This is a genomic window from Pseudomonas putida, from assembly GCF_003228315.1.
In the GTDB taxonomy this organism is placed as follows: Bacteria; Pseudomonadota; Gammaproteobacteria; order Pseudomonadales; family Pseudomonadaceae; genus Aquipseudomonas; species Aquipseudomonas putida_S.
Genome location: NZ_CP029693.1, coordinates 3,511,417 through 3,524,243, shown reverse-complemented (window position 1 = coordinate 3,524,243; position 12,827 = coordinate 3,511,417). Strand labels below are relative to the sequence as shown.

The window sequence follows — 12,827 nt, the reverse complement described above, 5'->3', positions numbered from 1 at the left end:
AGGAGCTGCCGAAGGCTGCGATCTTTTGCTTTTTAGTAGGCGTATCTCAACATCATATGCGGCAAATGCCGCAACACGAAGAATCCGAACAGCGCCACCAATGCCGGCAGTACCAGCCACCAGACCTTGGGCGGCATGGCGGTGAGGGGCGTGCGACGCTGAATCAACCCAAGACTTGCCGCACAGATACAGGCCGCCAGCATCGCGCCCGCCAGCACATCCGTTGGCCAGTGCGCGCCGAGGTACACCCGCGACAATGCAATCGCCAGTGCCGGCAGGCAGCCCACCAGCAACCAGGTCAGGCGCATCCGTGGTGGCTGCCCTCGTCCGGCGAGGACGGCGAGAGTGAGGAACAGCGCGAACGACCCCGACGCGTGGCCGCTGGGCATGCTGTAGCTGCTCAATGGGTCACTCAACACCTCCGGGCGCAGTCGGGCGAAGAATTGTTTGGTTACGGTGTTGCCCAGCGCCGTGAACAGCAGGGTGCTGCAGGCGAATATTGCGTGACGCCATTGACGAGTGACCAGCAGCAGCGCGACCAGCAAGACGCTGAACATGAGCATGTTGCGAAACTCACCGATCAGCGTGAACACCACGGCCACTTCATCGAGTATCGGGCTGCGGTGTTCCTGCACCAGAGTCATCACTCCCTTGTCGAGGGCGCTCAGATGCGGGTAGCCAATAAAGACGGCGCCCAGTATCAGAAAGCTCATCCCGGTAATGAACAGGGTGGCCTTGCGATGCTTGCGCAGGCTGCTGGCTGCGCTTAATCCCACCATCAGGGCAATGCCGGCGGCGACAACACCGGCCTGGGGCCAGAAGCCTTCAGGCAGCGGCAAGCGAATCGCCGCGCCGGTGGCCCAGCCCGGCAGCAGGTAGGCAACAGACCAGCCCGCACCGGCCAGCAGGCTCACGGCGAAGAAACGAGGGAAGGGCATATCGAACATGCCGGCGACCATGGGGAGCATGGGGCGCAGGGGGCCGATAAAACGGCCGACCAGCAGGCTGGCGATGCCATAGCGCTGGAAATAGGCCTCGGCCCCGGCGATCCATTCCGGGTGATGGCGCAAACCTGGCAGGCGCCGGATGTTCTGGTGGAAGTGGCGCCCGAGGAAATACGACACCACATCGCCGAGCACGCCGGCCACGAAACCCAGCAGCAGCGTTTCACTCAACGACAGCGCTCCGCTGCCGGCCAAAACCGCCACAGCGAACAGCAACACGGTGCCAGGTACGATCAAGCCGGCTATCGCCAGGCATTCGATGAAGGCCACGATGAATACCGCCGCCGCCAGCCATTGCGGGTTGACCGTCAACCAGCCGGTCACGCTATCGAGCCATGGGCCCATAAAAACAACTCCATTGAATGTTCAATTGCATCTTGTGGGAGCGAGCCTGCTCGCGATTGCAGTCTTTCAGTCGCATTGATGCCCGATGTGCTGACGTCATCGCGAGCAGGCTCGCTCCTACAGGGAATTCCTTTTGCTTCCAGTCCGGTCAGGACAGCACAAAATAATCGCGATCTTCGACCTGCCCCCGTCGCAGCGGGTTGCGCGTGCACCAGGCCGCGTAGGCTGCGTCGACGAATCGGTACATCAGGTGTTCGTCGCGTCCGTGGGGAATGCCCAGGCGGGTGGTCTGGATGACATGGGCGGGTGTCTGGCCTACGTCCTCCACCAGCAGCACCTCGTGATCGAAACGCTTGGCGTCCCAGACCGGCACCTTCAGGCCCAGGGATTTGCACAGCAGGGTTTGCCCCGCGCAGAGCTTCTGCGACGGGCGAGGGCGGCCCTGGGCGTCTGGATTGTTGAGCAGCATTTGCGCCAGACTCGCCGGGCCGCTCAATTCGTCAACCCACGGATAGGCGGATTTGATCAGCACGGCGTTGCCCGGACCTTGAGCGCTGAAGTTCAGGGAATCGCCGCCGCGGGAGTAGTACATATAGATGTGCCCGCCATCCAGAAACAAAGCCTTACGCTTTTCCGTGTAACCCAGGGAGGCGTGACTGCCTTTTTCAGCCAGGTAATAGGCTTCGGTCTCGATGATTCGGGCGCTGAGCCACAAATCACCGACGCGGTGACGAATGACCTTGCCCAGTAGATCACGGGCCAGAATTTGCGGATCGCGGTCGAAAAACGCGTCGGGAAGGCCCAGTGGCAGGCTCGTTGCGGGGGCTCGAACGGTCAGGTCGGTCATGATGAGCAGGGTTTATCAGGGCTGATAGTGCGCCGATGATACCAATTTGCGCCTTAATCCCGGCTGAACGTCGGCAAATCGACCTCCATTTCGACCATCCGCCCGTCACCGCTGTTAGTCGGGAGTCGCGACAGCTATAATCTGCCGCTTTATTCTTTACCAAGCCCTTTTCAAAGACCACGCCAGACCATGACTGAGTCCGTTCTTGACTACATGACCCGCCTGGGTCGCGCTGCCCGTGAGGCTTCCCGCGTCATCGGCCGTGCCAGCACTGCGCAGAAGAACCGTGCGTTGCAGGCTGCCGCCAACGCGCTGGATGCTGCTCGCGCCGAACTGACCGCTGCCAATGAGCAGGATCTGGCAGCCGGCCGCGCCAATGGTCTGGAACCTGCGCTGCTCGAACGCCTGGCGCTGACCCCGGCCCGCATCGACGGCATGATCGTCGGTTTGCGCCAGGTCGCGGCATTGCCGGACCCGGTCGGCGCGATCCGTGACATGAGCTACCGGCCGTCGGGGATTCAGGTCGGCAAGATGCGTGTGCCCCTGGGCGTGATCGGGATCATTTACGAGTCCCGGCCGAACGTGACCATCGACGCCGCCAGCCTGTGCCTGAAGTCCGGCAACGCGACCATCCTGCGTGGCGGCTCCGAAGCCATTCACTCCAACCGTGCGATCGCGGCCTGTATTCAGCGTGGCCTGGCGGAAGCCGATCTGCCGGCAGCAGTGGTACAAGTGGTCGAAACCACGGATCGGGCCGCCGTTGGCGCCCTGATTGCGATGCCTGACTACGTCGACGTCATCGTGCCCCGTGGCGGTCGCGGTCTTATCGAGCGCATCAGCCGCGATGCCCGCGTTCCGGTGATCAAGCATCTGGACGGTATCTGCCACGTTTATGTCAGTGCCCACGCTGATCTGGCAAAGGCCCAGCGAATCGCGTTCAACGCCAAGACCTACCGCTATGGCATCTGCGGCGCGATGGAAACGTTGTTGGTCGACCAAATCGTTGCCAAAGATTTCCTGCCGCCGATGGCGGCCCAGTTCCGCGAAAAAGGCGTCGAACTGCGTGGCTGCGAACGCACGCGGGTAATCATCGATGCGCTGCCGGCCACCGAGGAAGACTGGAATACCGAGTATCTGGCGCCGATCCTGTCGATCCGTGTGGTCGAAGGGCTGGAGCAGGCCATCGAGCACATCAACCATTACGGCTCTCACCACACCGATTCGATTGTCAGTGAACATCAGGGCGAAACCCGGCGTTTCGTGGCTGAAGTCGATTCGTCGTCGGTGATGATCAACACTCCGACCTGCTTCGCCGACGGCTTCGAATACGGATTGGGTGCCGAGATCGGCATTTCTACTGATAAGCTGCACGCCCGCGGCCCGGTGGGCCTGGAAGGTCTGACCTGCGAGAAGTACATCGTGGTCGGTGATGGCCAGTTGCGCGGACAGGAGTCGGTCTGACTTGGGCGACCTCGACCCGTCAGTCCCGGTCACTGCCAGCGCGCCTCGCCCCAGACGCATCGGCGTACTGGGCGGAACGTTTGATCCGGTGCACATCGGCCATTTGCGCGGTGCACTGGAAGTGGCCGAATCGCTGGCACTTGATGAGCTGCGCCTGATACCCAGTGCCAGGCCACCTCATCGGGACCTGCCGCAAGTGTCGGCGAAGGACCGTCTGGCAATGGTCAAGTGCGCGGTGGCCGGTGTGGCGCCGCTGGTGGTGGACGACCGCGAATTGCAGCGGGACAAACCGTCCTACACCATCGATACCCTGGAGTCGATGCGTGCCGAAATGGCCGAGCAGACCCAGGTTTTTCTACTTTTGGGCTGGGACGCATTTTGCGGCCTGCCCACTTGGCACCGCTGGGAAGAGTTGCTCCAGCATTGCCACATCCTGGTGTTGCAACGCCCGGATGCCGACAGCGAACCGCCGGATGCCTTGCGCAACCTGCTGGCGGCGCGCTCGGTGAGCGACCCGCTGGCCCTGAAGGGGCCGAGCGGACAGATTGCATTCGTCTGGCAGACACCGCTCGCGGTATCCGCCACCCAGATCCGTCAACTGCTGGCCAGCGGTAAGTCGGTACGTTTCCTGGTGCCCGACGCGGTCCTGGCCTACATCGATGCGCATGGTCTTTACCGTGCGTCGAACTGAACAAGGCGTGCTTCACTGATACGGATCAACGTGTCGCCAAGCCGCCGAATACATGAGCAAAACGAGTTTTATATGACCAACAACGACGTAAACAAAGTTAAGCGCAAAGGCACATTCAAGAGTGCCCCGCTGCCTGAGCCGGTTGCCACCAACGAGCCCCTCAACGGTGACGAGCTGGTCAAGGTTGCCGTTGCAGCCCTGGAAGATGTGAAGGCGCAGGACATTCAGATCATCGATGTTCGCGACAAGCAGAGCATCACCGACTACATGATCATCGCCACCGGTACCTCCAATCGCCAGATCAACGCGATGCTGGACAAGGTTCGCGAAGAGGTCAAAAAGAAAGGCGCCCGTCCGCTGGGTGAAGAAGGCAAGGGTGACAGCGACTGGGTGCTGCTGGACCTGGATCTGGTGATCGTGCACATGATGACCGCCTCGGCTCGCCAGTTCTACGACCTGGAGCGCCTGTGGGCCGGTGCCGAGCAGAGCCGTGCGGCAGACGCCAAGCACCACAGCCCGGAAAACACCCACGAGCACTTCACCAAGCTCAACAAAGACCAGCTGTAAGGGTAGCGCTGTGCGACTGCGACTGATCGCCGTCGGTTCCCGCATGCCCAAATGGGTGGAAGAAGGCTGGCACGAGTATGCCAAGCGTCTTCCGTCCGAGCTGGCGCTGGAACTGGTGGAAATACCGCTCAATACCCGTGGCAAGAACGCCGACGTGGCGCGCTTCATCCGTCAGGAAGGCGAAGCCATGCTGGCCAAGGTCGGGCAGAACGAGCGCGTTGTCACCCTCGAAGTCCATGGCAAGCCCTGGAGTACCGAGCAACTGGCGGTCGAACTCGACCGCTGGCGGCTGGACTCGCGTACGGTGAACTTCATGGTCGGCGGCCCCGAAGGGCTGGCGCCTGAAGTCTGTGCCCGCGCCGATCAGCGCTGGTCGCTCTCGCCACTGACGTTGCCGCACCCGCTGGTGCGCATCTTGATCGGTGAACAGCTGTATCGTGCCTGGACCGTGCTGTCCGGCCACCCTTATCACAAGTAGTTCTGCCTCCTCATGACCCAGCCGATCCGCATCAAGGACCACGAAAAAGACGCCCGTCTGGTGCGTGGCCGCGTCGTGTTCGGGGCCATTGCGGTGGTGACCCTGATTGGTGTGCTGATTGCGCGCCTGTATTTCCTGCAGGTGATCCAGTACGAGTACCACTCGACCCTGTCGGAAAACAATCGCGTCCATGTGCAGCCGATCCCGCCGACTCGCGGTTTGATTTACGACCGCAATGGCGTCGTGATTGCCGATAACCGGCCGAGCTTCAGCCTCAGCATGACCCGTGAACGCTCCGGCGACTGGCAGCAGGTGCTCGACGTGATTGTCGAGGTGCTGGAGCTGACGCCCGAAGACCGGGTGGTCTTCGAGAAGCGCATGCGTCAAGGGCGCCGGCCATTCGAACCGGTGCCGATCCTGTTCGAGTTGACCGAAGAGCAGATCGCGCGCATAGCCGTGAACCAGTTCCGCCTGCCGGGCGTGGAAGTCGTCGCGCAACTGGTTCGTCACTACCCCCAAGGCGCGCATTTTGCGCACTCAGTGGGCTACATGGGGCGGATCAACGAGAAAGAGCTCAAGTCTCTGGACCCGGTCAGTTATAGCGGCACCCATCAAATCGGCAAAACCGGCATCGAGCGTTTCTACGAGTCGGAGCTGCATGGCCAGGTGGGTTACGAGGAAGTCGAGACCAACGCCCGAGGCCGTGTATTGCGGGTGCTCAAGCGTACCGAGCCGGTTTCCGGCAAGGACATCGTCCTGAGCCTGGATATCAAATTGCAGGAAGCTGCCGAGGCCGCACTCGGTGGTCGTCGTGGTGCGGTGGTGGCACTGAATCCGAAAACCGGCGAAGTGCTGGCGATGGTCAGCCAGCCGAGCTTCGATCCGAACCTGTTTGTCACCGGTATCAGCTCCAAGGCTTACGCCGAATTGCGTGACTCCATCGACCGACCGCTGTTCAACCGGGTACTGCGCGGCCTGTACCCGCCGGGTTCGACGATCAAGCCGGCGGTGGCGATTGCCGGCCTGGACGCGGGCGTGGTGACAGCCTCGACCCGGGTGTTCGACCCCGGCTACTACATGCTGCCCAACTACGATCACAAGTACCGCAACTGGAACCGTACCGGTGATGGCTTCGTCGACCTCGACACCGCGATCATGCGCTCCAACGACACCTACTTCTACGACCTGGCCCACAAACTGGGGATCGACCGGTTGTCGTCGTATCTGTCCAAGTTCGGTATCGGCCAGAAGGTTTCCCTGGACATGTTCGAAGAGTCGCCCGGCCTGATGCCGACCCGTGAATGGAAGCGCGCGACCCGCCGCCAGGCGTGGTTCCCGGGTGAAACGCTGATTCTCGGGATCGGTCAGGGCTACATGCAGTCAACCCCGTTGCAACTGGCCCAGGCCACGGCGCTGGTGGCAAACAGAGGTATCTGGAATCGTCCGCACCTGGCCAAGACCATCGAAGGCGAGAAGCCGGTGGACCACAATCCGATGCCGGACATCGTCCTGCGTGATCCGTCCGACTGGACCAAGGTCAACCACGGCATGCAGCAGGTAATGCACGGTGCCCGCGGTACGGCGCGCAAGGCTTCGATTGGCGCGCAATACCGCATCGCCGGCAAGTCCGGTACCGCCCAGGTGGTCGCAATCAAGCAGGGCGAGAAGTACGACCGTTCGAAAGTCCAGGAACGCCATCGTGACCACGCCTTGTTCGTGGGCTTCGCGCCGGCCGACGATCCGGCGATCGTGGTGTCGGTGATGGTCGAGAACGGTGAGTCCGGCTCCGGCGTCGCGGCCCCCGTCGTGCGTCAGGTGATGGATGCCTGGCTGCTGGATGAGAACGGTCGCCTCAAAGCCGAATACGCCGGCCCTACCAGCGCGGAGGCTACCGCCCGTGATGAATAATTTTGATCGCATGCTCTCCAGCGAGGATGTGATGCGTCGTCGCGCGACGCTGCTGCAACGCATGCATATCGATGGCGTTTTGCTGATCCTGCTGCTGACCCTGGCTGCCGGCAGCCTGTTCGTACTGTATTCGGCCAGCGGCAAGAGTTGGGATCTGCTGGCCAAACAGGCGACTTCGTTTGGCATCGGCCTGGTGTCGATGATTGTCATCGCTCAGTTCGAACCGCGTTTCATGGCCCGTTGGGTGCCGGTCGGGTATGTGATCGGTGTGCTGTTGCTGGTGGTGGTGGATGTCATGGGCCACAACGCCATGGGCGCCACGCGCTGGATCAACATCCCTGGCGTCATTCGCTTCCAGCCCTCGGAGTTCATGAAGATTCTGATGCCGGCGACCATCGCCTGGTACCTGTCCAAGCGCACCTTGCCGCCGCAACTCAAGCATGTGGGCATCAGTCTGCTGCTGATCGGCATCCCGTTCATTCTGATTGTGCGCCAGCCGGACCTTGGCACCTCGCTGCTGATCCTGGCCGGTGGTGCGTTCGTGCTGTTCATGGGCGGGCTGCGCTGGCGCTGGATCCTCAGCGTGCTCGCCGCCGCCGTGCCCGTGGCCATCGCCATGTGGTTCTTCATCATGCACGACTACCAGAAGCAGCGGATCCTCACCTTCCTCGATCCGGAGAGCGATCCTCTGGGCACCGGCTGGAACATCATCCAGTCCAAGGCGGCCATTGGTTCGGGCGGCGTATTCGGCAAAGGCTGGCTGCTGGGTACCCAGTCGCACCTGGACTTCCTTCCGGAAAGCCATACCGACTTCATCATTGCGGTCATGGGTGAGGAGTTTGGTCTGGTCGGTATCTGTGCGCTGTTGCTGATTTATCTGTTGCTGATCGGTCGCGGACTGGTGATTACCGCCCAGGCGCAAACGCTGTTCGGCAAGCTATTGGCCGGCAGCTTGACCATGACGTTCTTTGTGTATGTTTTCGTCAACATCGGTATGGTCAGTGGCCTGTTGCCGGTGGTGGGGGTGCCGTTGCCGTTCATTAGCTACGGAGGAACTTCGCTGGTGACGCTGCTGTCAGCGTTTGGGGTTTTGATGTCGATCCATACCCATCGCAAGTGGATCGCGCAGGTTTGAATAAGGTGAAGAGTTCAATGCAGGTAATGCGTGGCTGGGCGACTCGATACGCGCCGTGGGTCGGCCTGGTAAGCATCCTTGGCAGCGCGCAGGAAGCGCTGGCCGGCGATTACGAAGGTTCGCCCCAGGTGGCCGAATTCGTCGGTGAAATGACCCGCGACTACGGGTTTGCCGGCGAACAGTTGATGGGCGTGTTCCGCGAAGCCGAGCGCAAACAGTCAATTCTGGACGCGATTTCCAAGCCCGCCGAACGGGTCAAGCAGTGGAACGAATATCGCCCGATGTTCATTACCGACGCGCGTATCGCCCGTGGTGTGGATTTCTGGCGTCAGCACGAAGCGGTGCTGGCCCGTGCCGAGCAGGAATACGGTGTGCCGGCGCAGGTGATTGTCTCGATCATAGGCGTTGAGACCTTTTTCGGCCGCAATACCGGCAACTTCCGCGTCATCGATGCCTTGTCGACCCTGGGTTTCGACTATCCTCCCCGAGCCGAATTTTTCCGCAAGGAATTGCGCGAATTCCTGTTGCTGGCCCGGGAAGAACAGGTTGATCCGTTGACCCTCAAGGGCTCCTACGCCGGTGCCATGGGCCTGCCGCAGTTCATGCCCAGCAGCTTTCGCGCTTATGCGGTGGATTTCGACGGGGACGGCCACATCAATATCTGGAACAACCCGGATGATGCGATCGGTAGCGTCGCCAGCTATTTCAAGCGTCACGGCTGGGTCGCCGGCGAGCCGGTGGTCAGTCGCGCCGATGTGCGGGGCGAGCAGGTGGATGAAGGTTTGACCACCGGTATCGAGCCGACCAAGACCGTTGGAGAGTTGCGGGCCCTGGGCTGGTCAAGTCATGATGCGCTGCGCGATGATATGCCGGTTACCGCTTTTCGCCTTGAGGGCGACAATGGCCCCGAATACTGGATGGGCCTGAAGAATTTTTACGCAATTACGCGTTATAACCGCAGCGTGATGTACGCCATGGCCGTACATCAACTGTCTGAACAGCTGGTCCAAGCACGGGGCGTCAAGTAATGCGGGCATTGCCTATGAGTAAACCCCTGAAGCTGATGGCATTTGCCGCGTTGGCAGTGCTGGTCGCCAGTTGTTCGACCAGCCGCTCGCCGACGCAGAAGTCTTCCACTGCCGTGCGTTCGGCGCCGGGTCTGGATATCAACCGTGCCCACAAGGATGGCGCTCCCTGGTGGGACGTCGATGTTTCGCGCATTCCGGACGCCACGCCAACCCTGCACACCGGCCCATACAAGGCCAACCCCTACACCGTGCTGGGCAAGACCTATTTCCCGCTGCAGGAATCCAAGACCTACGTGGCTTCGGGCACGGCGTCCTGGTACGGCACCAAGTTCCATGGGCAGAACACCGCCAATGGTGAGGTCTATGACCTGTACGGCATGAGTGCCGCCCACAAGACCCTGCCGCTGCCGAGCTATGTCCGTGTGACCAACCTGGACAACAATCGCAGCGTGATCCTGCGGGTCAATGACCGCGGGCCGTTTTACTCCGACCGGATCATTGACCTGTCCTATGCCGCCGCCAAGAAGCTCGGTTATGCCGAGATCGGCACTGCCAGGGTCAAGGTCGAAGGCATAGACCCGCAGGCCTATTGGGCGGCGAAAGGCCGTCCGGCGCCTTTAATGCTCAATGAGCCGCAAGTCGCGCAGAATAGCGCCCCGGCGATCACGGCTTCGGCCGGTACCGTCGAGCAATGGACGCCGCCACCACAGCAACATGCCGCCGCCGTTGTCCCTGTACAACTTGCGGACGCAAAAAAAAACGCTTCTGCACCAGCCTCTGGCCAGTATCTGCAGGTGGGCGCGTTCGCCAACCCGGACGCTGCAGAGCTCCTGAGGTCGAAGCTCAGCGGGATGGTGAGCGCTCCGGTGTTCATCAGCTCGATCGTGCGCAATCAACAGACGCTGCATCGGGTGCGCCTGGGGCCGATCGGTTCGCCGGGTGAAATCCAGCAAGTGCAAAACAGCGTGCGCCTGGCCAATCTTGGTTCGCCAAGTGTGGTCGCAGAGTAAACGTAGGACTTGATTGACGGTTCATCTGCGGTTTTGGGGGGTGAACCAGGTTGTTGGCTCGATGAAGAACAAAAACCCGGCAAGGGTTACAGAGTGAGCAACTGAATACGCGATAACCCGTTAGAAGGTTATTTGATTAGTTTTTGCCCTCGGGCAAGTTTCCATTAGCGATTTCGAGAGACGGATGAACATCACCACCTTTGCCAAACGCCTGTGCCTTCTAGTCCCGCTGCTCCTCTCACCTGCCGCGTTCGCGGCCGAGATGATGCCATCGCCACCGCAACTGGCCGCCAAGGCCTATGTGCTCATGGACGCCAGCAGCGGCAATGTGCTGGTTGAAAACAATGGTGACCAGCGTCTGCCGCCGGCCAGCCTGACCAAGCTGATGACCGCGTACATCGCGACGCTGGAAATCCGTCGTGGCCAGATCGGCGAAAACGATCCGGTGACCGTCAGCGAAAATGCCTGGCGTACCGGCGGTTCGCGGATGTTCATCAAGGTCGGCTCTCAGGTGACCGTGAGCGACCTGCTGCACGGCATCATCATCCAGTCGGGTAACGACGCCAGTGTTGCACTGTCCGAGCACATTGCCGGCAGCGAAGACGCGTTCGCCGATCTGATGAACAAGACCGTCGCCGATCTGGGCATGACCAATACCCACTTCATGAACCCGACCGGTCTGCCAAACCCTGAGCACTATTCGTCGGCTCATGACATGGCTGTGCTGGCTCGCGCGATCATCCACGAAGACCCGGCTCACTACGCGATCTACTCGCAGAAAGAGTTCTTCTGGAACGGCATCAAGCAACCAAACCGCAACCTGCTGCTGTGGCGTGACAAGACCGTCGACGGTCTGAAAACCGGTCACACCGATGAAGCCGGCTACTGCATGGTGTCCTCCGCCGTACGTGATGGCATGCGCCTGATCGCCGTGGTATTCGGCACCAACAGCGAAGTGGCTCGCGCCGCTGAAACCCAGAAGCTGCTGACTTATGGCTTCCGTTTCTTCGAAACCCAGACCTTCTATCAGAAAGGCACCGAGCTGGCTCAGGCACCTGTCTGGAAAGGCGCCACCAACCAGGTCAAGGCCGGTCTGGCTGAAGACCTGACCATGACCCTGCCAAAAGGCCAGCTGAAAAAGCTCGCCGCGAGCATGACCATGAACCCGCAACTGGTCGCGCCAATCGCCAAGGGCGACGTGATCGGCAAGGTCGAAGTCAAGCTGGAAGACAAGGTGGTGCACAGCGCCGACCTGATCGCTCTGGACGGCGTCGAAGAGGGTGGTATCTTCCGCCGCATGTGGGATAGCATCCGTCTATTCTTCTACAGCCTGTTCAACTGAATCTAGTGTGCACCTGCATGGCTTCGCGCTGATCTGGCGCGCAGCCATGCCCGTCGCCACGGCTTACGCTTACGAGGCCGTTACGCCATGACCGATACCGAAGTAAAGGCGCCAAAGATCGAATTTCCCCAGACTGATTATCCGGTTAAGGTGATCTGCGATACGGGCGTCGGCAACAAAGACAGGATCATTGAAATCGTCAAGAAGTACGCGACGATCAACGATGAGCGTGTCGATGAGCGTCAAAGCAGCAACGGCAAATACACCACCATTCAGTTGCACATCGTCGCGACCGACCAGGACCAGCTGTACAACATCAACAGCTATCTGCGGGCGACCGGTTTCGTGCACATGGTGCTGTGATGTCCGGCACGCTGGGATTTCGCGAGCTCGGCCAGATGGCTTACGAGCCGGTCTGGCATGCCATGCAACGCTTTACCAACGAACGCGGCAGCGATGCCGCCGACGAGATCTGGCTGGTCGAGCACCCGCCGGTCTTCACCCAGGGCCAGGCCGGCAAGGCCGAGCATTTGCTGCTACCGGGAGATATCCCGGTGGTGCAGGTCGACCGCGGCGGCCAGGTGACGTATCACGGCCCCGGGCAACTGGTGGCTTACCTGTTGTTGGACGTGCGCAAGCTGGGTTTCGGCGTGCGTGATCTGGTGACCCGCATGGAGTCGTGCCTGATCGAGCTGCTCGCCAGTTATGGCGTGACGGCGGCGGCCAAGCCCGATGCGCCGGGTGTCTATGTCGACGGAGCGAAAATCGCATCTCTGGGTCTGCGGATCCGCCATGGTTGTTCCTTTCACGGCCTGGCCCTGAACGTGGACATGAACCTTGAACCGTTTCGACGGATTAATCCCTGCGGCTATGCCGGGCTGGCGATGACCCAGCTGAGCGATCACGCAGGATCGATTGAATTTGCCGAGGTAAGTGCCCGGCTGCGTGCGCAGCTCGTCAAACACCTCGACTACGCTGAGCAGACGACCCTCACGGGCGGAATCGACTGAT

13 protein-coding genes are annotated in these 12,827 nt (G+C 60.9%); 11 read left to right on the top strand and 2 right to left on the bottom strand.

Annotated elements, in window-relative coordinates:
* Positions 1-32: 32 nt before the first annotated feature.
* Positions 33-1,349 carry a bifunctional DedA family/phosphatase PAP2 family protein gene (locus DKY63_RS16415; protein ID WP_110965055.1) on the bottom strand — a complete coding sequence of 439 codons (1,317 nt, stop codon included), beginning with the start codon at positions 1,347-1,349 and terminating at the stop codon, positions 33-35.
* A gap of 148 nt (positions 1,350-1,497) precedes the next feature.
* Complete coding sequence (locus tag DKY63_RS16410) at positions 1,498-2,196, bottom strand: DNA-3-methyladenine glycosylase (RefSeq protein WP_110965054.1); 699 nt, start codon at positions 2,194-2,196, stop codon at positions 1,498-1,500.
* 189 nt (positions 2,197-2,385) lie between these two features.
* Between DKY63_RS16410 and DKY63_RS16405 the strand changes: the two genes are divergently transcribed.
* From DKY63_RS16405 to lipB, 11 genes are all read left to right on the top strand, one after another.
* Positions 2,386-3,657, top strand: a complete 1,272-nt coding sequence (locus DKY63_RS16405) for a glutamate-5-semialdehyde dehydrogenase (protein WP_110965053.1) — start codon at positions 2,386-2,388, stop codon at positions 3,655-3,657.
* On the top strand, positions 3,626-4,348 hold the full coding sequence (gene nadD, locus DKY63_RS16400; RefSeq protein WP_110965052.1) for a nicotinate-nucleotide adenylyltransferase: 723 nt from the start codon (positions 3,626-3,628) through the stop codon (positions 4,346-4,348). The genes DKY63_RS16405 and nadD overlap by 32 nt, the downstream gene beginning before the upstream one ends.
* Before the next feature lie 72 nt (positions 4,349-4,420).
* Complete coding sequence (gene rsfS, locus DKY63_RS16395; RefSeq protein ID WP_110965051.1) at positions 4,421-4,915, top strand: ribosome silencing factor; 495 nt, start codon at positions 4,421-4,423, stop codon at positions 4,913-4,915.
* Positions 4,916-4,925: 10 nt separating this feature from the next.
* The gene (rlmH, locus tag DKY63_RS16390; RefSeq protein ID WP_110965050.1) at positions 4,926-5,393 is read left to right on the top strand and encodes a 23S rRNA (pseudouridine(1915)-N(3))-methyltransferase RlmH; all 468 of its coding nucleotides are present in this window, start codon (positions 4,926-4,928) and stop codon (positions 5,391-5,393) included.
* A 12-nt stretch (positions 5,394-5,405) separates the two neighbouring features.
* A complete protein-coding gene (gene mrdA / locus DKY63_RS16385; RefSeq protein ID WP_110965049.1) occupies positions 5,406-7,301 on the top strand; it encodes a penicillin-binding protein 2 in 1,896 nt (631 codons plus the stop codon).
* 31 nt (positions 7,302-7,332) lie between these two features.
* On the top strand, positions 7,333-8,436 hold the full coding sequence (gene rodA / locus DKY63_RS16380; RefSeq protein WP_110967938.1) for a rod shape-determining protein RodA: 1,104 nt from the start codon (positions 7,333-7,335) through the stop codon (positions 8,434-8,436).
* A gap of 17 nt (positions 8,437-8,453) precedes the next feature.
* Positions 8,454-9,464: a lytic murein transglycosylase B gene (gene mltB, locus DKY63_RS16375; RefSeq protein ID WP_110965048.1), complete on the top strand. Its 1,011-nt coding sequence runs from the start codon at positions 8,454-8,456 to the stop codon at positions 9,462-9,464.
* Entirely contained in the window at positions 9,464-10,474 is a 1,011-nt protein-coding gene (locus tag DKY63_RS16370; RefSeq protein WP_110965047.1) for a septal ring lytic transglycosylase RlpA family protein, read from the top strand. The genes mltB and DKY63_RS16370 overlap by 1 nt, the downstream gene beginning before the upstream one ends.
* 184 nt (positions 10,475-10,658) lie before the next feature.
* Positions 10,659-11,816 carry a D-alanyl-D-alanine carboxypeptidase family protein gene (locus DKY63_RS16365; RefSeq protein WP_110965046.1) on the top strand — a complete coding sequence of 386 codons (1,158 nt, stop codon included), beginning with the start codon at positions 10,659-10,661 and terminating at the stop codon, positions 11,814-11,816.
* A gap of 87 nt (positions 11,817-11,903) precedes the next feature.
* Entirely contained in the window at positions 11,904-12,179 is a 276-nt protein-coding gene (locus tag DKY63_RS16360) for a DUF493 domain-containing protein (RefSeq protein ID WP_085726035.1), read from the top strand.
* Positions 12,179-12,826, top strand: a complete 648-nt coding sequence (gene lipB, locus DKY63_RS16355) for a lipoyl(octanoyl) transferase LipB (RefSeq protein ID WP_110965045.1) — start codon at positions 12,179-12,181, stop codon at positions 12,824-12,826. Before DKY63_RS16360 ends, lipB begins: the two co-directional genes overlap by 1 nt.
* The last annotated feature ends 1 nt before the right edge of the window (position 12,827 follow it).

What these genes read in the sequence shown, in the direction of transcription:
- DKY63_RS16365 (WP_110965046.1), top strand. Translation starts at nt 10,659, where the DNA reads ATGAACATCACCACCTTTGCCAAACGCCTGTGCCTTCTAGTCCCGCTG.
- mltB (WP_110965048.1), top strand. Translation starts at nt 8,454, where the DNA reads ATGCAGGTAATGCGTGGCTGGGCGACTCGATACGCGCCGTGGGTCGGC.
- DKY63_RS16415 (WP_110965055.1), bottom strand. Translation starts at nt 1,349, where the DNA reads ATGGGCCCATGGCTCGATAGCGTGACCGGCTGGTTGACGGTCAACCCG.
- nadD (WP_110965052.1), top strand. Translation starts at nt 3,626, where the DNA reads ATGGCCAGTTGCGCGGACAGGAGTCGGTCTGACTTGGGCGACCTCGAC.
- rodA (WP_110967938.1), top strand. Translation starts at nt 7,333, where the DNA reads ATGCGTCGTCGCGCGACGCTGCTGCAACGCATGCATATCGATGGCGTT.
- DKY63_RS16405 (WP_110965053.1), top strand. Translation starts at nt 2,386, where the DNA reads ATGACTGAGTCCGTTCTTGACTACATGACCCGCCTGGGTCGCGCTGCC.
- DKY63_RS16410 (WP_110965054.1), bottom strand. Translation starts at nt 2,196, where the DNA reads ATGACCGACCTGACCGTTCGAGCCCCCGCAACGAGCCTGCCACTGGGC.
- DKY63_RS16370 (WP_110965047.1), top strand. Translation starts at nt 9,464, where the DNA reads ATGCGGGCATTGCCTATGAGTAAACCCCTGAAGCTGATGGCATTTGCC.
- lipB (WP_110965045.1), top strand. Translation starts at nt 12,179, where the DNA reads ATGTCCGGCACGCTGGGATTTCGCGAGCTCGGCCAGATGGCTTACGAG.
- rsfS (WP_110965051.1), top strand. Translation starts at nt 4,421, where the DNA reads ATGACCAACAACGACGTAAACAAAGTTAAGCGCAAAGGCACATTCAAG.
- DKY63_RS16360 (WP_085726035.1), top strand. Translation starts at nt 11,904, where the DNA reads ATGACCGATACCGAAGTAAAGGCGCCAAAGATCGAATTTCCCCAGACT.
- mrdA (WP_110965049.1), top strand. Translation starts at nt 5,406, where the DNA reads ATGACCCAGCCGATCCGCATCAAGGACCACGAAAAAGACGCCCGTCTG.